The organism is Geodermatophilus sp. URMC 60 (genome assembly GCF_053502585.1).
In genome coordinates, this window is record NZ_CP199958.1 from 4973344 (window position 1) to 4995683 (window position 22340).

Below are 22340 nucleotides of genomic sequence, written 5' to 3' on the forward strand. Positions count from 1 at the left end.
CCGGTCGGGTCAGCCGGGGCCGGCAGCCATCCCCTCCACGAGAGCGGCCATGTCGACCGCCGCCGGGTCCGGGACCCGGCCGACCGCCGCCTCCAGCGCCTCCCGGACGGCGTCGGCGAACCCGCCGGACACCCCGGCCGTGCGCAGGGCGTCCAGGATCAGCCCGCTGTCCTTGAGCGCCCCCGTCAGGGCGAAGCCGACCGGGTACTGCCCGGCGATCATCGCGGCGCCCTTGACCCGGGCGAACGGGACGTCGAGGTGGCCGCCGTCGAGCACCCGGAAGAAGTCCTGCGGGTCCAGCCCCAGCCCGCGGGCCAGCGCCACCGACTGGGCGGTGCCCGCGACCAGCGTCAGGACCCAGGCGTTGCAGACGAGCTTCAGCCGGGTCCCGGCCCCCGCCTCCCCCAGCCAGAGCGTCGTGCGGCCCAGCGCCTCGAACACCGGCGCCAGCCCCGCCCGGGCGTCGTCCGGCCCGGAGGCGAGCAGCACCAGCTGCCCCTCCTCCGCGGGCTTGCGCGTGCCCTGCACCGGACAGTCCACGAGGAGCAGGCCGAGCTCGCGGGCGAGGTCGGCCAGCCGGTCGACGTCCTCCAGGCCGACCGTCGAGCACTGGAGCCAGAGCGTGCCGGGGGCCGGAGCGGCCCGGCGCACCACCTCCTCGACCGCACCGGCGTCGAAGAGCATCGTCAGGACGACGTCGGCACCGGCGACGGCCTCGGCCGGCGAGTCGCAGACCACGGCTCCCGGGCCGCTCAGCGCCCGCGCCTTGGCCGGGTCCCGGTTCCACAGCCGGACCGGGAGACCCGCACGGACGAGCGACCGGGCCATCCCGGCACCCATCCCGCCCGTCCCGAGCACGGCGACGACCGGGCCGGACGCCCCGCGGGCCGCCCGCGGGGCGTCCGGCTCCGGCTGTGCCGCGGCACCCCCGGGGGGCGCGGGCCGGGAGGAGGACGGCTGCACCACCCCCGGGTCGGTCACTCGACGAGTGCCACCGCGCGGGTGGGCCCGCCGTGGGCGCCGCGGACCTTGAGCGGGAACCCGACGAAGGTGAACCGGCGGTTCACCACCTGGTCGAGGTTGGCCAGGTTCTCGTAGTGGGTGATGTGCTCCCGGCGGCACATCATGTGCACGGGGTAGGTCTTGCTGGCGGGGTTGTCCGGCGTCGGGCTGTCCACCCCGAACGTCTTCACCCCGCGCTGCACGATCCACTCCGCCGCCGACTCCCCGAGGCCCGGGAAGTCGGTGAGGTAGCGCTTGTCCCCGACGTACCGGTTCCACGTCGCGGTGTGGAACAGCACGATGTCCCCGCGCTGCACCTCGACCGGTGACTCCGACTCGATCCGGTCGAGGTCCTCGGCGGTGATGTCGGTCTGCGGCTGGAAGCCCGTCACGTCGAGGCACACGGCAGGGCCGTAGAAGAGGTCCAGCGACATCTGGTCGATGGTCTCCGCGCCCGGCGCCGGGTCGAGGTGGGAGAAGGAGTCGACGTGGGTGGGGCCGTTGTCGTTCAGGATGAAGCCGGTCGTCTGGAACGAGAAACCGCCCTCGAAGCGAGGAGCGGTCTCCTCGTGGGTGGCGTGCTCGAACTGCACGGTCTTGAGGTGACCGGGGTAGACCTTCATCCCCTCGTAGATGTCCTGGGACAGGTCGATGATCTGCATGCGCTCTCCTCGGCACTGGAATCGGGTGGGGTGGTGCAGGTACGGGCGACCCCTCGCAGGGCCCCGCCGTGGCCCCGCCCGGGGTCCTTCCACGAAGGGTGGGAGGACGGGGTCCGTCCACGGTGGGAGCGAGGGGGTCCTCTCTCAGGTCACGGGTTCCACCCGCCCGCTGAGCGCGGACCGCGTGATGGCCTCGAACGCCCGCACGGTGGCGCGCACGTCGGCCGGCGTGACGGGGTAGTCGGCCCGGCCCTCGACGGCGTCGGCGAAGCGTTCGAGGTTGTCCCGGACGGCGGGGGTGGGTGGGACGAAGCGCGTGCTCGGCTCGCCGTCCCGGTGACGGGTCGTGACGTCCCAGCCGGCCGGCGCCTCGGGGTGCGCGCGGTCCCTGATCTCCATCCAGCCCTCGGACCCGAGCACGCACATCCGGCCGATGAACGGTGTGGTGAGGATGGCGGTGATGGTCGCCGTCCCCCCGCTCTCGAAGCCGAGGGTGACCGAGAGGGTGTCGCCGTTGCCGAACGACGTGGCGCGGGTGGCCAGCCGCGCCCACACCTCGACCGGGTTCCCGAGCACGCTCACGGCGAGGTCCACCAGGTGGATCCCGGTCGCCGACAGCGGGCCGACGGGGGCCTCCACGCTCGACAGCCGCCAGTTGTCCGGGGGCAGCGCCAGGAACTTGTCCTGGCTGAAGTTCCCCTCGAACACCAGCGGTGTGCCCAGGTCGCCCGAGCGGCACCGCTCCTGCAGGTCCACCACCGGCGGCTCGAAGCGCCGTTCGTGCCCGATGCCCAGCTGCACACCCGCCGCCGCCACGGCCGCCAGGGCCACGTCGGCGTCGGCCACGGTGGTGCTGAACGGCTTCTCGCAGAAGACGTGCTTGCCCGCCTCGGCGGCCGCCACGATCTGCGCGGAGTGGAACCGGTGCGGGGAGCAGAGGACGACGGCGTCGATCGCGGGGGCGGCCAGCGCCTCCTGCAAGTCGGCCGTCGTCCGCAGTCCCCGGGCCTCCCCGCGCTCCCGCCCGGCCGGCTCGGGGTCGACGGCGAGCACCGGCCGCACCCGCGTGCTGCCGGCGAGCTCGTCGAGGACCTTCTGCCCCCACCAGCCGAGCCCGACCACGGCTACGTCCACGGCGTCCGCCTCCCCCGGGCGCGGGGTGCGGCTGCTCGGGCGGGCACTCAGCCCTCCAGCTTGAGCAGCTTGGCGGCGGTCGCACTGCGGATGAGGTCCTTGTCGTCGTCGCTCAGGCCGCGGACGCCGTCGATCTGGCCGAGCGGGTCGTAGTGCCCCATGTCGAACGGGTAGTCGGTGCCGATGACGACGTGGTCGGGCCCCATCTGCTGGAGGAGGAACTCCAGGTGGACGGAGTCGAAGACCAGGCAGTCGACGTAGACCTGCTTGAGGTAGCTGCTCGGCGGCCGGGTGATGTGGTGGCGGCCCTCGGGGCGCAGCTCGTAGGAGTGGTCGATGCGGGAGGAGTAGAACGGCAGGAACCCGCCCCCGTGGACCAGGCAGAGCTTGAGCGCGGGGTGCTCCTCGAGGACGCCGCCGTGGATGATGCGGTTGATCGCGACCGTGGTGTCCAGCGGGTTCCCGATCACGTTGGTCATGTAGTACTTCTGCAGCCGCTCGCCGTGGGTGAAGCCGTTGGGGTGGAGCATGACGACGACGTCGAGCTCCTCGGCCTTGGCGAAGAACGGCCGGAACCGCGGGTCGTCGAGGTCGAGCCCGAAGACGTTGGTGTTGATCTCGACGCCGCGGAAGTCCAGCTCGCGGACGCAGTGCTCCAGCTCCTTGACCGCGGACGAGACGTCCTGCAGCGGAACGGTGGCCAGTCCGACGAAGCGGTCGGGGTGGCCGTGGACGATCGAGGCCAGGTTCTCGTTCTGCATCCGCGCGAGCGTCCGGCCGAGCTCGACGTCGGTCCAGTAGTAGTACTGCGGCGGGGCCACCGAGATCGCCTGCACGTCGATGCCCATGGCGTCCATGTCGGCCAGGCGCACGTCGACGTCGGTGAGCTTGGGCATGATCTCGGCGGTGTGCTTGGGCTGGTACTCGTTGGTCTCCCTGCCCGCCCAGTAGCTGAACGGCTCGTACTGCGGCTCCATGAGCCCCTGCACGAGTTCCTGGCAGGCGGGGGTGAAGACGTGGGCGTGGATGTCCACGGTGCGGCCGGGCATGGGGTCCTCTCGGTGGGGTGGGGTCGAGCGGTCGGTCAGGGGGTGGAGGCGTACACCTCGGGGGCCCACGGCAGGTCGGCCCCGGCGTACTTGGCGGCCCGGACGTCGCCGGAGCGGGCGTGCCCCTCGAACAGCTCCACCCGCGACGCACGGCCGCACAGCTCGCCGAGGGCGGCGCTGGCCGCCCGGTCGGTGACCTCCTGGTACGTCACCGTTCTCAGGTACTTCCCCACCCACAGGCCACCGGTGTAGCGCGCGGCACCCCGCGTGGGGAGGACGTGGTTGGTGCCGATGACCTTGTCGCCGTAGGAGACGCAGGTGCCCTCGCCCAGGAACAGCGCGCCGTAGTTGCGCATCTGCTCCAGCGCCCGGCGCGGTTCCTCGGTGAGGATCTGCACGTGCTCGCTGGCGAACTCGTCGGCCAGCCGGTAGGCCTCGTCCAGGTCGTCGACCACGATCACCTGGCCGTGGTCGCGCCAGGCGGGCCCGGCCATGTCGTTGGTCGGCATCTCGGGGAGCAACCGGTCGACGTGCGCCACCGCGGCGCGGGCGAGGTCCTCGGAGGTGGTGATGAGCACCGCCGGTGAGTCCGGTCCGTGCTCGGCCTGGCTGAGCAGGTCGACGGCGACGACGAACGGGTCGGCGCTGTCGTCGGCGACGACGAGGATCTCGGTGGGGCCGGCGAACAGGTCGATGCCCACCTCGCCGAACAGCTGGCGCTTGGCCTCGGCGACGTAGGCGTTGCCGGGCCCGGCCAGCAGGTCCACCTTGCCGATGGTCTCGGTGCCGACGGCCATCGCGGCCACGGCCTGGACCCCGCCCAGCAGGAGGACCTCGTCCGCACCGGCCAGGTGCATGGCGGCGACCGTGGCGGCGGGGACCTGGCCGCGGATGGGCGGCGTGCACGCGGTCACCCGCTGCACCCCGGCCACCTTCGCGGTCACCACGGTCATGTGCGCCGAGGCCGTGAGCGGATAGCGCCCACCCGGGACGTAGGCGCCGGTCGCCGCGATCGGCAGGTGCTTCTGCCCCAGGAAGACCCCGGGCCGGGTCTCCACCTCGAACTCGACCATCGACCCGAGCTGGCGCTCGGCGAACGAGCGGACGTTGGCCTGCACCGTCCGGATGTCCTCGACCACCTGGGCCGGGACCGCGGCGACGATGCGCTCGATCTCCTCCGGGCCCAGGCGGAAGCTCTCCGGCGACCAGCTGTCGAACTTCTCCGAGTACTGCCGGACGGCCTCGTCGCCGCGGCTGCGGACGTCGGCGATCACACCGGCCACCACCTCGGCCACCTCGGGTGACCCCTGCCGCGGGGCGTCGGGAGACGACGCCTTCTTCAACTGCCTGATCATCGCTGTGCTCCAGGTCACGTCGGGGCCTGCATCGTGTTGTGCATACCTAGTCATGTCAAGACCGGGCCGGGGCGCAGGTCGTCACCGGGGCCTCCGGCCGACCATGCGGCCGCATGAATCGGCAGCTCAGCGGGTCGCGGACCCGGCGCGCACGCCGGCACGGCCGGTACTGCGGCGGAGACCGCAGGAACGCCTCAGGGGGACCGCGAGGCAGGACTGCTTGACGTATGCATGCCGGTCCGTGCACAGTTCCGGCCCGTATACGTGGTCTCGGTCACAGCTCCGGTTCGCTCCCCCGTCCGGACGCGGTGCCCGGGCGCTGAGTTCGACCGGCCGGCGCAGCCCAGCCGGCAGGCACCACAACGCGTCACCCATGCGGACGCAGGGGCGTCCCCGAGAGAAGGCAGGAACCCATGGGGCACACAGCAGGCGGTACCTGGGGCGGCAGGCTCCGGCTGGTGGCCGGCGTGGCGGCACTGGCGGTCACCGCCACGGCCTGCGCCTCCGGCGGCGGGTCGGGTCAGGCCGCCGGCGAGGCCCAGGACGCCAACGGCGCCGTGAACATGGTGATGGCGCCGGACCCGGTCTGGAAGTGGCTCGAGGACCAGGGCATCAAGCAGGAGATGGAGGAGGCCTCGGGCATCCAGATCCTGACCTCCTCGTCGTGGGACGAGTTCGGCGTCTACGCCGGAGGCCACGCCGACGTCATCTCGGCGGCCAGCTACGAGGTCCCGGACCTGGAGGAGGCGACCGGCGAGCCGGCCACCGTCTTCGGCAAGTACAACACCGACCGCAGCATCGTGGCGGTCGGCGCCGACAACCCCGCCCAGTCCATCTGCGACCTGAAGGGCCAGCGGATCGCGACGTTCACCAACGTCAGCATCACGCTGATCTGGGGCATGTACGCCAAGCAGCAGTGCGACCTCGACCTGCGGGCCGGCGGCGGTGACTTCGAGCTGGTCGTCACCGACATCCAGAACCTGTCCAGCCTGGTGGCGCGCGGTGACGCCGACGCCTGCCTCTGCCTGCCCGACTTCGCGATCCCCGAGCTGTCGACCAACCAGATCAAGCCGCTGTACGACGGCAAGGCGGCCGCCCAGTTCTGGGCCGAGAACTACAGCAGCGACCCCAGCGTCCTCACCCACCCGCAGACCAACGTCTTCGTCGCCCGCGAGGCCTGGGTGGAGAAGAACCCGGAGGAGGCGGCGTTCCTGATCGAGCTCTGGGACCGCGGGATCCAGGAGTGGCAGCAGCACCGCGACGAGATCATCGCGGCCTACCCGGAGGACTTCGCCGTCCGCACCCCGGAGGAGATGGCCTTCCTGCAGGACTGGCTGGAGAACAAGTTCGACTGGTTCGTCGACACCGCCTACATCGACCAGACCTGGGCTGACGGCGAGACGGAGGTCTTCGACCTGATGCGGGAGACCGGCTTCATCGAGGAGGACGTCGAGAACCCGAACTTCACCACCGACCTCCAGCAGCCCTGACCGCGTCGGGACCCGACGAGGGAGAAGCATGTCCAACACCGTGATCACGGAGCCCCCGACGACGCCCGCGGTCACCTGGCTGGAGGGCGAGGAGCAGGCTCGCCGCGCGGCTGCGCGCAACAAGCGCAGGCACCTCGCCCTCCTCGTGGCCGGCTGGGCCGCGATGCTGGGGATCTGGCAGGTGGCGGCGTACTACCTGCCCTTCGGCACCCTGCCGAACCCGCTCGAGGTGAGCGTGGAGATGTGGGAGATCGTGGCCAGCGGCGCGCTGGTCTCGGACTTCCTCGCCAGCGTGCTGAAGACGTTCGCCGGTTTCGGGGTCGCCGTCCTGATCGGGGCCCCGGTCGGCTACCTGATGGGGCGCTACAACTACTGGCGCGCCTTCTTCCTGGACGGCGTGACCGTCGCGGGCACCATCCCGGCGCTCACCTACGCCGTCCTGTCGCTGATCATCTTCGGCCTCTCGAACCTGGGCCCGGTGCTCGCCGTGGCCCTGGTGTCGACGCCCTACGTCGCGCTCAACGTGGCGGAGGGCATCCGGGGGGTCGACCAGAACCTGGTGAGGATGAGCCAGGCGTTCGGCCGCAGCCCCCAGTTGATCCGTCGGGAGGTCTTCCTCCCGACGATCGTCCCCTACCTCTTCGCGGCGGTCCGCATGTCCTTCGCGGTCGCGTGGAAGGTCGAGGCACTCACCGAGGTCTTCGGGGGGACGAACGGCGTCGGCTTCCAGATCCGCACCGAGTACCAGCTGTTCGACATCACCGGCGTCATCGCCTGGATGGCCCTGTTCATCGTGTTCATGCTGCTGATCGAGCGACTGCTGCTCCGCAAGCTGGAGCAGCGGGTGCTCGCCTGGCGCCCGGAAGAGAGGGCCGGCAAGTGACAGAGACGCTGACCCGTCGCAAGTCGGCGGAGGAGATCTCCCGGTCCCAGCCGGCGTGGCAGCGGCGGCTGACCAGCGACCGGGCGGCCCGCGCCACCTTCTACCTGACCGCGTTCCTCCTGTGGGTCGCGCTGGCCGGGCTGTTCGAGCGGATCCCCGGGCCACCGTCGGTCGTCGCGTCGCTGGCCGAGGAGTTCCGCCGGGGCGAGGTGTTCGGCAACTTCGCCGACACCTTCTACCGGTTCGGGATCGGCGTGGCCCTGTCCGTGGTCGTCGGCATCGTGGTCGGCGTCCTCGTGGGTCTGTCCCCCATGGCCCGCTCGTTCCTCGAGAGCCCCGTCCTGGTGGCCCTCTCCATCCCGGCCATCATGTGGGCCTTCCTGACCGTCATGTGGTTCGGGTTCGGTCACATGAGCCCGATCGTCACCACGTTCCTGACCGCGGTGCCCTTCGTGATCGTCAACGTGGCCCAAGGCGTGCAGGGGGTCTCCCGCGACCTGCGGGACATGTCGTCCTCCTACGGTGTGCCGCTCGGCCGGCGGGTCCGGGACCTCGTCCTCCCGGCCGTCACCGGCTACATCGTGGCCGGGCTCCGGTTCGCGGTGATCATGGGCTGGAACGGTGTGCTCCTGGCCGAGTGGTTCGGCGGCTCGGGCGGCGCCGGTTACCGCGCCCGGTACTGGTACGACGCCAACCAGTTCGCCGGCTTCGCCGCCTGGGTGGTCCTCTTCGTCGGCGTGATCATCATCCTCGACCAGCTCATCCTCGAGCGGCTGTCGAGGCGCGCCTTCCGCTGGCGGGACGCCGCCCACTGACGACGGGCCCACGGGGGCGGCGCCGTCCCGACGCGGCGCCGTCCCCTCCCCACCGCAGACCCCACATCCCGAGAGGCAAGTGACATGGCCGTCCTGACGGTGAACGACCTCTGCAAGACCTTCGGCGCGGGCACCGCGCGCAGCAACCGCGTCCTCGACCACATCTCCTTCGACGTCCGCGGTCAGACCTTCGTCTCGATCGTCGGCCCGTCCGGCTGCGGCAAGAGCACGCTGCTCAACATCATCTCCGGCGTCGAGACCCACACGTCCGGGGACATCGCCGTCACCAGCGACGAGGGTCGGCCGGCACGCCTCGGGTACGTGTTCCAGGACCCGCGCCTGCTCCCGTGGCGCTCGGTGCGGCGGAACATGATGTACGTGCAGGACAAGGACGACGAGGTGACCCGGCAGCGGGTCGCCAAGTACCTGGAGATGGTGGGCCTGGGCAAGCACGGCGACTTCTACCCGGGTCAGCTCTCCGGCGGCATGCAGCAGCGCGTGGGCATCGCGCGGGCCTTCGCGGTGGAGCCGGACCTGCTGATCATGGACGAGCCGTTCAGCCACCTCGACGCGATCACCGCCCGGGGCCTGCGCGCCCAGCTGCAGGACATCTGGGCCCAGTCGAAGAAGACCGTGGTCTTCGTGACCCACGACGTGGTCGAGGCGGTGGAGCTGTCCGACCGGATCATCGTGCTGCAGCCCGGCGGGCGGATCTACGAGGACATCACCATCGACCTGCCGCGCCCGCGCCGGCAGTCCGACCCGGCCGTGGCCACCCTCCAGGCCGAGGTGCTCGCGCGGCTGGAGAAGATGAAGGCGATGACCCCGCAGGTCGCCTCGGCCGTCTGAGGCGGCGTCCATCCGGTCCCGGCCCGGAGCCGGCCGATCCTGCTCCGGCGGGGCCCGGCCGGCTCCCCGCGTCGCGAGCCACCGTGCACCACTCGAGGGGGAAGACCATGGCCAGCGCCCGCACCGGCTCCGTCCCGCGCACACGCCGTCCCGACGGAGTCGGTCGGTGACCGCGGAGCCCTCGGCGCTGCAGCCGCCCGAGGACACCGTGGCGGCCGAGGACACCGTGGCGGCCGGGCCGGTGGCGCGGCCGTCCTCCCCGCAGCCCGGTGCCGGGCCCCGGGGGCGTGGAACGCCCGACCAACCCCCGACGAGCTGGACGGTCGCCCGGGCGGCGGGGGTCTCGCAGTCCACCGTCTCCCGGGCGCTGCGCGGGGACCCGCGGGTCCGGGAGGAGACGCGCCGCCGGGTGGACCAGGCGGCCCGGCGGCTGGGGTACGTGCCGAACTCGCTCGCCGCCGGCCTGGTCTCCCGGTCCACCCGCACCGTCGCGGTGATCGTCTCCGACCTGACCAACCCCTTCTTCCCGGCGCTGCTCACCCCGGTCTACGACGAGCTCCAGCTGATGGGCTACCGCGTCGTCCTCCTCACCGAGCGGACCGACATCCCCACCGGCCAGGAGACGTTGCAGCGGTTGCTGGACCGCTCGATCGACGGCGTCCTCGTCACCACCGCCACCCTCGGGTCCCGGTTCGCCGTGGAGCTGCAGCGCCGGGGGCTGCCGATGGTGCTGCTCAACCGGTACATCGACGGCCTCGACGTCGACCGGGTGGTCAGCGACAACCACGGCGGCGCGATCATCGGCGGCCGGCACCTGATCGAGCTGGGCCACCGCCGGATCGCGACGATCTGCGGGCCGGCGAACACCTCGACGAGCCGGGACCGCCGGGCCGGCCTGGCCGAGGCGCTCGCCGACGCGGGGCTGCACCTGAACCCGGCTCTCGTGCGTGAGGGCACGTTCTCCCACCAGAGCGGCTACCAGCACACCCGCGACCTGCTGCGGCTGCCCGACCCGCCGACGGCGATCGTCTGCGCCAACGACGTGGTGGCCTTCGGCGCCCTGGACGCGGCGCTCTCCCTCGGCGTGCGGGTGCCCCAGGACGTCTCGATCCTCGGCTTCGACGACATCCCCATGGCCGCGTGGGAGGTCTTCCAGCTGAGCACCCTGCGGCAGCCGATCGGCGACATGGCCCGCGCGGCGGCCCGGATGCTGGCCGAGCGCATCGAGCACCCCGACGACATCGGCGCCGGTCGCGAGCAGATCTTCGCCACCAGCCTGGTCCGGCGCGGCACCGTGGAGCGGCCCCCGGCCCGCGCCCGCGAGGGTGGTGGGTGATCCGGCGACCACTCGTCGTCGGGCCTCCCGGGGCACGTGGCGGGTCGTGCTCGGGATCAGCCGGCGGTCGTGCTCCAGCCGCCGGCCACCGTGCCGTGGGTTGGGGACCGGCAGCAGCGCTCGCTCCGCGCCCGGTGCGCATCGGGCAGCGAGGTGTGAGTACGGCCGACGTGGGGTGGCGGATGGGTGCACCTCGCACCCGGGCGCCGCTACGTCCAGCGGTCGATGAACTCGATGGTCGCGTTGCCGACCTCGTCGGGGTGCGTGGCACTCAGGAAGTGCCGGCCGCCTTCGACGACGCGGAGCTCGGCGCCGGGGCTGTTGGGGAAGAGCCCGATCTCGTCCTCGGCGTTGGCGACGGAGTAGACCGGATCTGCCGTGCCCTGCATCCACAGGACCGGGCACCGCACGCTGTCCAGCCGAGCGTGCAGGCCGTCGCGGTCACGCAGGTTGATGGTGCTGATCCGGAGACGCGCACGCCCCGCATCCCCGGCGTAGTTCGCCTGGTGCGTCGCGTACCAGAACCTGCGCTCCTCGGGCGGCACGTCCTCGCCGAAGCCCTCGTCGAGGACCGCGTCGACGAGCTCGGTGGGGATCACCCAGTCGTCCCCGACGCTCCCGGCGAGTGCGTCGATGGCGGGCGTGCAGAAGCCGATCCCGTCCCAGCAGCCCAGGTCGCGGCTGCGCTGGCTCTCGGAGTCCATCGAGGTGCCGAGTGCGACGACGCCCTTCACGACGCGGGGGGCGAGCATGGCCATGCGGGCCGCCACCCAGCCGCCCTGGGAGGTGCCCAGGACGAACGCCTCGGGGATGCCGAGCGACTCGAGGACCTGCAGGTTGGCGACGGCCGAGTCCCAGTAGGTGAACTGCTCGTACGAGGCGCGGGTCCGGCCGTGGCCGTACGGCTCCAGAGCGAGCAGGTTGGCGGTGGCGGTGAGCTGCTCGTCCGCGAACTGGGGTCGGTACAGCTCGGCGGAGGTGCTGAACGAGTTGACCATGACCAGCGTCGGGAGCGAGGCATCGTAGGCCGCACCGAACCTGTAGCCGATGGTCGAGGTGCCGAGGTGGGGAACCGCGATCGTCCCGGCGTCGTCCATGATCTCCCCTGTCGTCGGGGACCGGTGCACGGCAGGTCGGCCGAACCGGATCGAGCCTGGTCATCGTGGGCTCGCGCCCGACGCGGGTCAACCACCCGGGGCGCCACCCCGTCGGCTTCGATTGCGAGGAAGGAGCACGACGTCCGCGGCACACGACCGGACACCCCGAGCGCCTCACCCCGGATCGCCGGGGCATGGGCGGTGCGCTCTGCACCGTCCCTGCGCGGCCGGAGCCGCCAGCAGTGCCGGAGTCGGGCTCACCGGGATCCGGTGCCCGGCACGCGGCGCAGCGCGGACACCCTCGCGGTCAGCCGTCCTGCAGGTAGTCCCTGACGACGCGGCCCATCGAGTAGGTGAACGTGACGTCGGCCCAGAGGACCGAGGGGACGGACAGCGGTGTGCACGGCGCGAGCCGCCCCGCCGGATGCCCTTCCGGGAAGTCGAACGAGATGTCCTCCACGGACGCCTCGTAGGCGTCCATCACGAACGGCAGGGGGAGCTCGATCAGCTCGCTGATCGCCGCCCGACCACCCTCGGGTCGAGGGATCTGCCGGTGGGCGTAGTAGTTGAGGTGCCCGCCCAGGGTGACGACCTGGTTCTCGGTGACCGACATCCGTGCGGTGATGACGTCACGCCCCTCGACCTGGAGGGTCGAGGTCAAGCTGTCGCCGGTGAGCTCGCGCCGCCGGATGCCGTGCATGGCCGGGATGCCTGCGGCTTCTCGGGCATAGGCCAGCACGCGCGGGGAGCTGTTCCAGTAGTAGGCGAAGAACCGTCCTGGGATCGGGACCGTGCCCTCGGCCGCGTAGCTGTCGCGGCCCTCCACCTCGACCGTCAGGTAGGTGAGCGAGAACCCGCCGAAGCCGCTCGTCTGGTCGGCGGTCACCTCGTACATGTTCATCTGCACGAGGTTGTTCGGATGGGGCCGCAGGCCCGGGGGCAGGACGTCCGCCAGCGCCTCGGGGTCGGCCTGGTACCCCAGGATGAGCATCCGCGCGCCCCGGATCAGCTGGGGCGGCGGCGGCGCCCAGAGCGTGGCGGGCATGCCCCGGTAGACGGTGGGGTTCGACGAGCCGTCGCTGTCGGGCATGGGCGGACCCTAGCCCCGCCGGCACCGCCCGTGGGGCAGCCGGGACCACGCCTGTCGCCGACCTCCGACGCCGCCCGGTGGACCACCGGGCAGGCCGTCGTCGCGGACGGCCCGACCGCTCCGAGGCGCAGGGGCCACGTCGCGGGTGGCCCGGCGGGACCGACCCACGCACCACTCTCGTCCGCCGTACCCGGTGGGGTGTCGTCCCGGGACGACGCCGTCCCCCAGGGGCGAGCCGGGGGCAGCGCCGGGCGGCGGTTCAGTGCGCTGCCGTCAGTGCGGCCAGCACGTCCTCCGGGCGGATCGGCTGACGGGAGACCTGTGCCCCCACCCGGGCGAGGGCGTCGTTGACCGCGCAGTGGATGGCCGCGGGAGCCCCCGCGGTGCCGGCCTCGCCCACGCCCTTCGTGCCCAGGGTCGTCGTGGGCGCGGGGGTCTCGATGTGCTCGATGCGGATGTCGGGCACGTCGAACGCCGTCGGGACGAGGTAGTCCAGCAACGTGGAGGTCTGCGGCTGGCCGATCGGGTCGAGGACGATGCGCTCCAGGAGCGCGCCGCCCAGCCCCTGCGCGACGCCGCCGCGGATCTGGCCGTCGACGATGTCGGGGTTGACCAGCACGCCGCAGTCCTCGACGACGGCGTAGTCGACGACGCGGACCAGGCCGGTCGCCCGCTCCACCTCGACGACGGCCACGTGCGTGCCGTTGTTGAAGGTGTAGGGCGGGCCGGAGTAGGAGCCGACCGCGCCGAGGCCGACCTCGACGTCGGCCGGCAGCCGGTGGGTGCCCCAGTACGCGACCGCGGCGATCTCCGCGACGTCGGTCCGGCTGGAGGGCACCCCGCGGACGCCGACGACCCCGTCGGTGAGCTCCACGTCGTCGGGATCGGCCTCGAACAGGTGCGCGGCGAGCACGAGCAGCCGCCGGCGCACCTCGGCCGCCGCCGCGTGCGCCGCGCCGACCGAGACGACCGCCGACCGGCTGGCCCACACGCCGCTGCCGTGCGGCACCACCCGGGTGTCGCCCGAGACCACCCGGACGTCGTCCAGCCGGACCCCCAGGGCGTCGGCGACCACCTGCGCGGCGGTGGTGTGCAGCCCCTGCCCCTGACCCGGCGTGCCCAGGAGGACGGTGACCGAGCCGTCGGGCTGGACGGTGACCTCGACCTGGTCGTGCGCGGTGATCGGCGCCCCCTTCGCGCCGTAGAACATCGCCCCGGGAGCCGACAGCTCCACGAACGAGGAGAACCCCACACCGAGCAGGCAGCCGCGACGCTCGGCGTCGCGCCGCCGCTCCTCGACGTCGTCCCCCAGCAGGGCGACGGCCCGCTCCAGGGACTCCAGGTGCGAGCCGGAGTCGTAGACGTTGCCGGTGGGCGAGGTGTACGGCAGGTCCGCAGGTGCCAGCAGGTTGCGCCGGCGGATCTCGTCGGCCGTCAGCCCCAGCTCCCGGGCTGCTTCGTCCATCAGCTGCTCCATCACCAGGATGGCCGGCGGGTGACCCACGGCCCGGTACACCGCGAGCGGGGTCTTGTTCGTGAACACGACGCGCAGCGAGGAGGCGTAGGCCGGCACCCGGTAGGGCCCCGGCATGATCGTCGCGACCTGCACCCCCTCGGTGACGCAGCCGCGCGGGTACATCGAGTAGGCACCGGCGTCCGAGACGACCTCGGAGCGCAACCCGAGGATCCGCCCGTCGGCGGCCACGGCCAGTGCCGCCGTGACCCGCTCGTCCCGGGCCTGCGTGTCGGACTGCAGCGACTCGTAGCGGTCCTGGGTCCACTTCAGCGGGCGGCCGACCAGCAGCGCAGCGGTCACCACCGCCATCTCGTCGGGGTAGACGAACGCCTTCATCCCGAACGCGCCGCCGACGTGCTCGGTCACCACGCGGACGGCGTTCTCCGGGAGGCCCAGCAGCCGGGCGTAGAGGGTCTGCAGCATCTGCGGCGCCTGCGTCGACACGCGCACCGTCAGGGTGTGCTCGTCGCGGTCGTAGGACGCCAGCACGCCGCGGGTCTCGAGGGCCACCGCGGTGTGCCGGCCGGTCTGCACGGCCACCTCGACGACCGCGTCGGCGCGGGCGAACGCGTCGTCGACGTCCGCGCTGCCGAACGGCGAGGCGAAGCAGAGGTTGGTCTGCAGGTCCTCGTGCACCAGCGGGCTGCCCGGTTCCAGGGCGGCGACCGGGTCGAGCACGGCGGGCAGGTCCTCGTAGTCGACGACGACCAGCTCGGCCGCGTCCTCGGCCTCCGCGCGGCTGCCGGCCACCACCAGCACCACCGGCTCCCCCACGTGCCGGACGACGCCGGTGGCCAGTGCGGTCTGTTCGCCGGCGACCATCCCGGGCCAGGTGAGCAGGCCGCGCCAGCCGGGACAGTACGGAGCCAGGTCGGCGGCCGTGAACACCGCGAGCACCCCGGGCAGCGCCTCGGCGGCGGACGTGTCGATGCCCAGGATCCGCCCGGAGGCGATCGGCGACCGGACGAACGCCACCTCGGCCTGCCGGGGCTCGGTGACGTCGTCGACGAACCGGCCCCGCCCGGCCAGCAGCGCGGGGTCCTCGCTGCGGCGCACCCGCCGTCCCACGTACCGGGCCGCGGTCATCCGCGTGCCTCGCCGTCCTGCGCCCGGAGCTCCGGCGCGGCCGCGAGGACGGCGTCGAGGATCGTCTGGTAGCCGGTGCAGCGGCACAGGTTGCCCCCGAGCCGTTCCCTCAGCGCCGCGCGGTCCCAGTCGGCCCGCTCCCGGAGCGCGACCACGGCCGTCATCAGGAACCCGGGGGTGCAGAACCCGCACTGCAGGGCCGAGGCCTCGCGGAACGCCGACTGCAGTGGGTGCACCCCCTGCCTCCCGGGCACCCCGTCGCCCCCGAGGCCCTCCACCGTCTCCACCGCGCACCCGTCGGCCTGCACGGCGAAGACCAGGCAGCTGCGGACGGCGGCACCGTCGAGGACCACCGTGCAGGCCCCGCACACCCCCTGCTCGCAGCCGACGTGGGTCCCGGTCAGCCCGAGCTCGCCGCGGAGGAAGTCGGCCAGGGTCGTCCGCGGTTCGGCCGAGCCGGCCTCGCGCCGGCCGTTGACCCGCAGCGTCACTCGAACGGGGTCCCGGCTCACGGGCGCTCCCCCGCCACCGCGGCCAGCGCCCGCCGGACGAGCGGCCGCCCGGCGTCGCGCCGGTAGGCCGCCGACGCGTGCACGTCGTCGCCGATCACCTCGACGCCGTCGAAGGCGGCCGCCGCCGCGGCGTCCAGGACCGGTCCGGTCATCCGCTCTCCCACGAGCGCCTCCTCCGCACCGGTCGCCCGGACCGGCGTCCCGGCCACCCCGAACAGGACCACCCGGGCGCGCGAGCACCGGGCCGCGTCGTCGAGCTCGATGCCGCACACCACGCCGGCGAGGGCGAAGTCCCCGGGGCGCCGGGAGATCTCGTCCACGGTCCAGCGCGACGCCGGAGCCGGCAGGGGCAGCCGGGCGGACACCACCATCTCGCCGTCGTCGAGGGCGGTGCCGAACGGGCCGGTGGAGAAGTCCGCGGCCGCCACCAGGCGCCGGCCGCCCGGGCCGGCCACCTCGACCTCGCCGTCCGTGGCCAGGAGGAGCGCCGGGAGCTCGGCCGCCGGGTCGGCGTGCGCCAGCGAGCCGCACAGCGTGCCCCGGGCCCGGATCTCCGGGTGCGCGACCAGGCCGAGCGCACGGACCAGGAGCGGGTGCGCGTCCCCCACCACGGGGTCGAGCTCCAGGATCCGGGCGGTGACCGCGGCACCCACGGTGAGGACGCCGTCGTCGCGCCGGTACGTCCGCAGCTCCGGGCACCGGGAGATGTCGACCAGCAGCTCGGGGGTGGCCAGGCGCAGGGCCATGACCGGCACCAGGCTCTGCCCGCCGGCCAGGATGCGAGCGTCCTCCACCGAGCCGAGCGCCGCCAGGGCGTCGTCCACGGTGCCCGCGCGCACGTAGTCGAACGGCGCGGCCTTCACCGGCCGCGGCTCCCCGCCGTCGGGGTGGGGTCGGGGAGGCCGTCCCCCGGCGGCACGGGGTCGGACAGCAGGCCCGCCGCGGCCACGCCGGCCAGGGCGCAGACCTCGTCGACGTCGGAGACGTCGCCGCTGACGCCCACGCCGCCGAGGACCTGCCCGTCGGCGGCCCGGACGAGGACGCCGCCCGCGGCGGGCGCGAACCGGCCCTCGGCGACCGAGGCCAGCGCGGTGAAGAACACCGGCTGCCGCTCGGCGCGGCGCCCCAGCTCCCGGGAGCTGAACCCCATCCCCAGCGCGCTCCACGCCTTCGCGCAGGCGATCTGGGGGCGAAGGATGCCCGAGCCGTCCTCGCGCTTGAGGACGACGAGGTGCCCTCCGGCGTCGAGCACGGCCACGGTCAACGGCGCGGCACCGACCGACCGCCCGTGCGCCAGCGTCGCCGCGGCGACCTCCTCGGCCTGGTCCAGCGTGATCATCCGCGTTCCTCCCCGGGTCGCCGACGGGTCCCGGCCAGCACCTCGAACAGCGCCGCCGCGTCGGCGGAGGCGAGCCCGCGCTCGACGGCGCGGTCGTAGAGCGGGCGGACGGCGGTGAGCACCGGGAGGTCCAGGCCGAGCCGGTCGGCCAGGTCGGCGATGGCGCCGGTGTCCTTGACGAACATCGACACCTTCGCGGTGGCCGGGTGCCAGGCCCGGTCGACGACGAGCCGCCCGCGCTTCTCGAAGATCACCGAGTTGCCGGCACCGTCCCGGATGGTGTCGTAGATCTGCTGCGGGTCCAGGCCGGCCGCCTCACCGAGCGCGAAGGCCTCCGCGGTGGCCGCGTTGTGCACGGCGACGAGCAGGTTGGCCACCAGCTTCATCGTGGAACCGCTGCCGAACGGTCCCAGGTGGCGGACCGAGCGGGCGAAGGCCTCCAGGACCGGCCGGATCCGCTCGAACGCCGCCTCGTCGCCGCTGCCGAGGACGACGACGTCCCGCTCGCGGGCCTGGGCCCCGGTGCCGCTGAGCGGACAGTCCAGCAGCACCCCACCACCCTCGGCCAGCGCCAGCCGGCAGGCCTCCTTGACCTCGTGCGGCAGCGTCGAGGTCTCCGCGACCACCAGCTCCGGCCGGCCCGCGGCGGCGAGGGCGGCGCAGACCTCCAGGGCCGCGTCCGCGGTCGGCAGCGAGGTGACGACCAGGTCGGCGGCGCGGGCGACCTCCGTCGCCGAGGCGGCGGCCGTGCCGCCCGCCTCGACCAGGTCCTGCACCCGCCCGGGGTCGACGTCGTGGCCGACGACGGCGTGGCCCCGCGCGAGCAGGTGCGCCACCATCGCCGAGCCCATGATCCCGAGACCGACCACCCCGACGGTCACCTGTCCCACCTCCTCTTCCCCGGCCCGCTCTTCCCCGGCCCGCTCTTCCCGGGCACGAGGTCACGTCTCCCGCAGGGCGGCGACGACCGCCTCGAGGTCGGGCAGCACGAGCGCGTCGTCGGTGACCCACCGGTACCGGACCGTGCCGCCGCGGTGGATGACGAAGACCGACCGCTTGGCCAGACCGGCGTGGCCCTTCCAGACGTCGTAGCGCACCCCGTAGGCGGCGCAGACCGTGCGGTCCCAGTCCGACAGCAGGGGGAAGTCCACGCCGAGGGACGCGGCGAAGGCCTGCTGGGAGAAGGTGGCGGTGACGGCGACCGCCAGCACCTCGGCGCCCAGTGCCCGGATCTCCGGGACCCGTCGTCCCAACTGGGACAGCTCGGACGTCTAGCGGCCGCCGAAGTCGAAGACGTAGAAGACGAGGACGGCCGGCCCCCGCTCCAGCGTCTCCGCCAGGCCGACGTCGGCCTCGAAGGTGTGGCGCAGCCGGAAGTCGGGGGCGCGGTCCCCCACCCCGACGGTGGACGGTGCGGACACCGGGACCTCCTCACCTCACGTCAGCGGGTGCAGCGGCTGCGGCTCGGTCACCCGGGCCGTGATGGCGCCGAGCAGCTCGGTCTCCAGGTGGACCCGGTCGCCCGGACGCAGCCACGGGTACTGGTCGCGACCGTGCACGGTGGACAGCTCCAGGATGCAGCCGGTCCCCACCGTCCCGCTGCCGATCACGTCGCCGGTCCGCACCTCGGTGCCGCGGGAGGCGTAGGAGATCATCTGGCCGAAGCTCCAGTACAGGTCGGCGGCGTTGCCCTTGCTGTAGGGCTGCCCGTTCACCGAGGCCCGCATCTCCAGGTCGAACGCGCGGCCCCTCCGCCGGGGCTCCAGCTCGTCGGGCGTGACCAGCCACGGCCCCAGGCTGGTCGCGGTGTCCTTGCCCTTGACCGGACCCATGCCGTGCCGGACCTCCTGGGCCTGCAGGTCCCGGGCGCTCCAGTCGCAGAGGAGCAGGTACCCGGCGATGTGCCGCTCCGCCTCGTCGGGGGTCAGGTTCGCCCCGGTCCGGCCGACGACCGCGGCGAACTCCAGCTCGAAGTCGAGGTCCGTGCAGCCCGGCGGCATCGGGACGTCGTCCCGTGCCGACCGGATCGCCGCGGGGTTCTGGAAGTAGAAGACCGGCCGCTCGTACCAGTCGGGGTCCATCTGGGAGCCGTTGGCCTCCCGGTAGGTCCGGACGTGGGTCTCGAACGCGTAGAAGTCCCGCACCGACGGCGGCACCGGGATGGGCGCCCGCAGCCGCGCGTCGGCCTCGGGGACGACGTCCAGCGGGTCGGCCCGGGCCTGCTCGGCCGCGCGGGCCAGCGTCTCCCCGTCGTCGCCGAGCAGGTCGAGCAGCCGGGTGGCGGTGCGCAGTCCGTGCAGCCGGCCGTCGACGAGGACGGCCGGGTGCTCTCGACCGTCGGAGGGCGAGACGTAGGTGGTCCAGCGCATCGAGGTCCTTCCGTCGGGGTCAGCGGCGAGCGGTCCGTGAGCCGGCGAGCAGCTCGCCGGCCGCTCCCGGGTCGGCGGGGTGCAGGTGCGGTGGCGGGCCGCCGGCGGTGGGGGCCTCGTCGAGGTGGTCGAGGAGGTGACCCAGCCGCCGCTTCTTCGTGCGCAGGTAGACGAGGTTCTCCGGGTTGGGCACGGTCTCGAGCGGCTCCCGCCCCACGATCTCCAGCCCGTGGCCCGTCAGGCCGCCGTACTTGGCCGGGTTGTTGGTGAGCAGCCGCAGCCGGCGTGCGCCCAGGTCGACGAGGATCTGCGCACCGATGCCGTACTCCCGGCTGTCCACGGGCACGCCGAGGTCGAGGTTGGCGTCCACGGTGTCCCGCCCGGCGTCCTGCAGCGCGTAGGCCCGCAGCTTGTGCCCCAGCCCGATACCCCGGCCCTCGTGACCGCGCAGGTAGACGACCGCGCCGCGGCCGGCGGCGGCCACACGGGCCATCGCCGTCTCCAGTTGCGGCCCGCAGTCACAGCGCAGGGACCGGAAGACGTCACCGGTCAGGCACTCGCTGTGGACCCGCACGAGGAGCTCGTCGTCGGCGGCGACGTCCCCCAGGGTGAAGGCCACGTGCTCGGTCCCGTCGAGGACCGACCGGTAGCTGGTGCAGCGGAACTCGCCCCACGGCGTCGGCACCCGCGCGTCGCCGGTCCGCTCCACCAGGACCGCCGCCCGCCGGCGGTGCTCGACGAGGTCGGCGATCGTGATGATCGGCAGCCCGTGCTCGGCGGCGAAGCGGACCAGGTCGGGACGGCGGGCCATCGAGCCGTCGTCGTTGACGATCTCGCAGATCACCCCGGCCGGAGCCAGCCCGGCCAGTCGCGCCAGGTCGACGGCGGCCTCGGTGTGCCCGGGCCGCTCGAGGACCCCGCCGTCGCGGGCGCGCAACGGGAACACGTGGCCGGGCCGGTTGAAGGCGCCGCCGCCGACGGCCGGGTCGGCCAGCGCCCGGATGGTCGCCGACCGGTCGGCCGCGGAGATGCCCGTCGTCGTGCCGGCCGCCAGGTCGACGGTCACCGTGAACGCCGTGCCCTGCTGCTCGGTGTTGCCCTCGCCGACCATCAGCGGGAGGTCCAGGGCGTCGCAGCGCTGGCCGGAGAGCGCGACGCAGACCACGCCGGAGCCGTACCGGACCATGAACGCCGTGTCCGGCGTGCGGACGTGCGCGGCGGCCATGACCAGGTCGCCCTCGTTCTCGCGGTCCTCGTCGTCGACGACGACCACCATGCCGCCGTCCGCGATCTCCTGGATCGCCAGGTCGACCGGGTCGAACCGCGGGACGTCGGGGTCCACGGGCCCCTCGGCACCGGTCACGGCACCCCACCTCCGCACATCGGGACGGCGACGGACGGCAGGCGGCGGTGGGCCCAGCCGTGGGACACGGGCGAGGGGTCTCCCCCTCGGGACGTGGCGGAGAGCTCGCGCGACGCGCCGGCCGGGTCCACGTCAGCCCTCGTAGGGGGTCATCTCGTCGAGCGCCGGCTTCACGTGCTCCATGAAGAGCTCCAGTTGCCGGACCACGCTCTCGGCCGGCTGCTGCGCCCAGTGGTAGATGAGCACCACGTACTCGGCGGGCAGCTGGCGCCACAGCTCCACGTACTGGTCGCGGACCTGCTCGGGGGTGCCCACGACCCACAGCCCGGAGTTGACCACGGAGTCCACCGGCGAGGCCGGGTCGAACTTCATCGGCGTGGTGCCGGCGTAGAGGTCCCGGAAGATGTCGACGTCGTACTCGGCCACCATGCGGCGGGCCTCGTCCTCGGTCTCGGCCATCTGGCCCCACCGCACGAGGGCCTGGTTCTGGCCGAGCGCGTACGTCCGCCCGGCGCCGGCGGCGGCGTCGACGTAGGCCGCGCCGAACTCGGCCGCCCGTTCGATCTTGGAGAAGTAGGTCGGGATGAAGCCGCGGGGGCCGCAGTACTCGATCGTCTCCTTGCTCGCGTTGCTGGACACGAAGACGGGCGGGTAGGGCTTCTGCAGCGGGCTCGGGACGACGCTGACCCGGCGGATCCGGTCGTGCTCGTCCATCTCCCCCGGCGCGCCGAGCTCGCGGGTCGCCGTCATCGTCCACTCGACGCCCTCGTCGTAGGGGTAGGGCACCTGCCAGCGGCCCTTGGCCTCGACGCTCTCCTGCGTCCAGGACTGCAGGACGAGCTCGACGTTCTCCTCGAAGATCTCGCGGTTGATCTGGTCGTCGGAGATCCGGGCGGCCTGCGCGGCCTCGTCGAGCTCCGCCATCTTCTCCTGGTTGCCCGACGGCGAGAGCGTCGCGCGCGTGCCCAGGTGCTGGCCGAGGATGTTGGTCCAGCGCGCCTGGTAGCCGCGGGAGAAGCCGCAGAACGACCGGCCGCCGGAGAGGTGGTCGATGACCGCGACGTCCTCGGCCACCCGGAACGGGTTCTGCGCGCTCATGGTGTAGCCGAGCTGGCCGACGCGGATGCGCGAGGTGATCGCCGCCCAGTAGGCGTCGAGCAGTCCCGGGTTGGGCCCGACCTCGTAGCCCTCGCTGTGGAAGTGGTGCTCGATGGAGGAGATGCCCCACAGGCCCAGCTCGTCGGCCGCCCGGACGATCGTCGGCATCTCCCGGATGAGGGCCTGGTACCGCTCGGGGTCGCGGCCGAGGGGGCGCTGCTGGACCCGTTCCTCGCGGGTCCCGGCCACCTGGGGGTAGAGCTGCAGGATCACCTTCACCATGGCTGCCGGCCTC

22 protein-coding genes and 1 pseudogene are annotated in these 22340 nt (G+C 73.2%); 5 read left to right on the top strand and 18 right to left on the bottom strand.

Features of this window, described 5'->3' with window-relative positions:
- Positions 1-9: 9 nt before the first annotated feature.
- The 5 genes from ACWIX3_RS23440 to hisD all read right to left on the bottom strand — a co-directional run bounded on the left by ACWIX3_RS23440 (position 10) and on the right by hisD (position 5202).
- Positions 10-981 carry an NAD(P)-dependent oxidoreductase gene (locus ACWIX3_RS23440; RefSeq protein WP_448609744.1) on the bottom strand — a complete coding sequence of 324 codons (972 nt, stop codon included), beginning with the start codon at positions 979-981 and terminating at the stop codon, positions 10-12.
- Entirely contained in the window at positions 978-1664 is a 687-nt protein-coding gene (locus tag ACWIX3_RS23445) for a cyclase family protein (RefSeq protein ID WP_448609745.1), read from the bottom strand. The genes ACWIX3_RS23440 and ACWIX3_RS23445 overlap by 4 nt, the downstream gene beginning before the upstream one ends.
- Before the next feature lie 144 nt (positions 1665-1808).
- Positions 1809-2798 carry a Gfo/Idh/MocA family protein gene (locus ACWIX3_RS23450; protein ID WP_448609746.1) on the bottom strand — a complete coding sequence of 330 codons (990 nt, stop codon included), beginning with the start codon at positions 2796-2798 and terminating at the stop codon, positions 1809-1811.
- Between the two features lie 47 nt (positions 2799-2845).
- A complete protein-coding gene (locus tag ACWIX3_RS23455) occupies positions 2846-3847 on the bottom strand; it encodes an amidohydrolase family protein (protein WP_448609747.1) in 1002 nt (333 codons plus the stop codon).
- A 35-nt stretch (positions 3848-3882) separates the two neighbouring features.
- A complete protein-coding gene (gene hisD / locus ACWIX3_RS23460) occupies positions 3883-5202 on the bottom strand; it encodes a histidinol dehydrogenase (RefSeq protein ID WP_448609748.1) in 1320 nt (439 codons plus the stop codon).
- 413 nt (positions 5203-5615) lie between these two features.
- Here hisD and ACWIX3_RS23465 point away from each other — a divergent pair, with 413 nt between their 5' ends.
- From ACWIX3_RS23465 to ACWIX3_RS23485, 5 genes are all read left to right on the top strand, one after another.
- Positions 5616-6692 carry an ABC transporter substrate-binding protein gene (locus ACWIX3_RS23465; RefSeq protein WP_448609749.1) on the top strand — a complete coding sequence of 359 codons (1077 nt, stop codon included), beginning with the start codon at positions 5616-5618 and terminating at the stop codon, positions 6690-6692.
- Positions 6693-6720: 28 nt separating this feature from the next.
- A complete protein-coding gene (locus ACWIX3_RS23470; protein WP_448609750.1) occupies positions 6721-7575 on the top strand; it encodes an ABC transporter permease in 855 nt (284 codons plus the stop codon).
- Positions 7572-8390: an ABC transporter permease gene (locus tag ACWIX3_RS23475; protein ID WP_448609751.1), complete on the top strand. Its 819-nt coding sequence runs from the start codon at positions 7572-7574 to the stop codon at positions 8388-8390. Before ACWIX3_RS23470 ends, ACWIX3_RS23475 begins: the two co-directional genes overlap by 4 nt.
- 84 nt (positions 8391-8474) lie before the next feature.
- On the top strand, positions 8475-9239 hold the full coding sequence (locus ACWIX3_RS23480) for an ABC transporter ATP-binding protein (RefSeq protein ID WP_448609752.1): 765 nt from the start codon (positions 8475-8477) through the stop codon (positions 9237-9239).
- A 166-nt stretch (positions 9240-9405) separates the two neighbouring features.
- The gene (locus tag ACWIX3_RS23485; RefSeq protein ID WP_448609753.1) at positions 9406-10575 is read left to right on the top strand and encodes a LacI family DNA-binding transcriptional regulator; all 1170 of its coding nucleotides are present in this window, start codon (positions 9406-9408) and stop codon (positions 10573-10575) included.
- A 209-nt stretch (positions 10576-10784) separates the two neighbouring features.
- Here the strand turns inward: ACWIX3_RS23485 and ACWIX3_RS23490 are convergent, their stop codons facing one another.
- The 13 genes and pseudogenes from ACWIX3_RS23490 to ACWIX3_RS23550 all read right to left on the bottom strand — a co-directional run bounded on the left by ACWIX3_RS23490 (position 10785) and on the right by ACWIX3_RS23550 (position 22327).
- Positions 10785-11672, bottom strand: coding sequence for an alpha/beta fold hydrolase (locus tag ACWIX3_RS23490; protein WP_448609754.1), 888 nt, complete (start codon positions 11670-11672; stop codon positions 10785-10787).
- Positions 11673-11979: 307 nt separating this feature from the next.
- Complete coding sequence (locus ACWIX3_RS23495; protein WP_448609755.1) at positions 11980-12762, bottom strand: acetoacetate decarboxylase family protein; 783 nt, start codon at positions 12760-12762, stop codon at positions 11980-11982.
- Positions 12763-13021: 259 nt separating this feature from the next.
- Positions 13022-15364, bottom strand: a complete 2343-nt coding sequence (locus ACWIX3_RS23500; RefSeq protein WP_448609756.1) for a xanthine dehydrogenase family protein molybdopterin-binding subunit — start codon at positions 15362-15364, stop codon at positions 13022-13024.
- Entirely contained in the window at positions 15361-15876 is a 516-nt protein-coding gene (locus ACWIX3_RS23505) for a (2Fe-2S)-binding protein (RefSeq protein ID WP_448609757.1), read from the bottom strand. The genes ACWIX3_RS23500 and ACWIX3_RS23505 overlap by 4 nt, the downstream gene beginning before the upstream one ends.
- Positions 15873-16739 (bottom strand): FAD binding domain-containing protein, encoded by an 867-nt coding sequence (locus tag ACWIX3_RS23510; RefSeq protein WP_448609758.1) that lies wholly within the window; start codon positions 16737-16739, stop codon positions 15873-15875. The genes ACWIX3_RS23505 and ACWIX3_RS23510 overlap by 4 nt, the downstream gene beginning before the upstream one ends.
- Entirely contained in the window at positions 16736-17215 is a 480-nt protein-coding gene (locus ACWIX3_RS23515; RefSeq protein WP_448609759.1) for a GlcG/HbpS family heme-binding protein, read from the bottom strand. The genes ACWIX3_RS23510 and ACWIX3_RS23515 overlap by 4 nt, the downstream gene beginning before the upstream one ends.
- Positions 17212-17658, bottom strand: a complete 447-nt coding sequence (locus tag ACWIX3_RS23520; protein WP_448612499.1) for an NAD(P)-dependent oxidoreductase — start codon at positions 17656-17658, stop codon at positions 17212-17214. The genes ACWIX3_RS23515 and ACWIX3_RS23520 overlap by 4 nt, the downstream gene beginning before the upstream one ends.
- Positions 17635-18120: pseudogene (locus ACWIX3_RS23525) on the bottom strand (NAD(P)-binding domain-containing protein); the annotation flags it as partial. The gene ACWIX3_RS23520 and the pseudogene ACWIX3_RS23525, both read right to left, overlap by 24 nt.
- Before the next feature lie 36 nt (positions 18121-18156).
- Positions 18157-18477: a redoxin domain-containing protein gene (locus tag ACWIX3_RS23530; protein WP_448612500.1), complete on the bottom strand. Its 321-nt coding sequence runs from the start codon at positions 18475-18477 to the stop codon at positions 18157-18159.
- Between the two features lie 9 nt (positions 18478-18486).
- Positions 18487-18636: a hypothetical protein gene (locus tag ACWIX3_RS23535; RefSeq protein WP_448609760.1), complete on the bottom strand. Its 150-nt coding sequence runs from the start codon at positions 18634-18636 to the stop codon at positions 18487-18489.
- A 15-nt stretch (positions 18637-18651) separates the two neighbouring features.
- A complete protein-coding gene (locus ACWIX3_RS23540; RefSeq protein ID WP_448609761.1) occupies positions 18652-19584 on the bottom strand; it encodes a fumarylacetoacetate hydrolase family protein in 933 nt (310 codons plus the stop codon).
- 19 nt (positions 19585-19603) lie between these two features.
- Positions 19604-20947, bottom strand: coding sequence for a bifunctional 3,4-dihydroxy-2-butanone-4-phosphate synthase/GTP cyclohydrolase II (locus ACWIX3_RS23545; RefSeq protein WP_448609762.1), 1344 nt, complete (start codon positions 20945-20947; stop codon positions 19604-19606).
- Between the two features lie 132 nt (positions 20948-21079).
- Positions 21080-22327: an LLM class flavin-dependent oxidoreductase gene (locus ACWIX3_RS23550; RefSeq protein ID WP_448609763.1), complete on the bottom strand. Its 1248-nt coding sequence runs from the start codon at positions 22325-22327 to the stop codon at positions 21080-21082.
- Between the last annotated feature and the right edge of the window lie 13 nt (positions 22328-22340).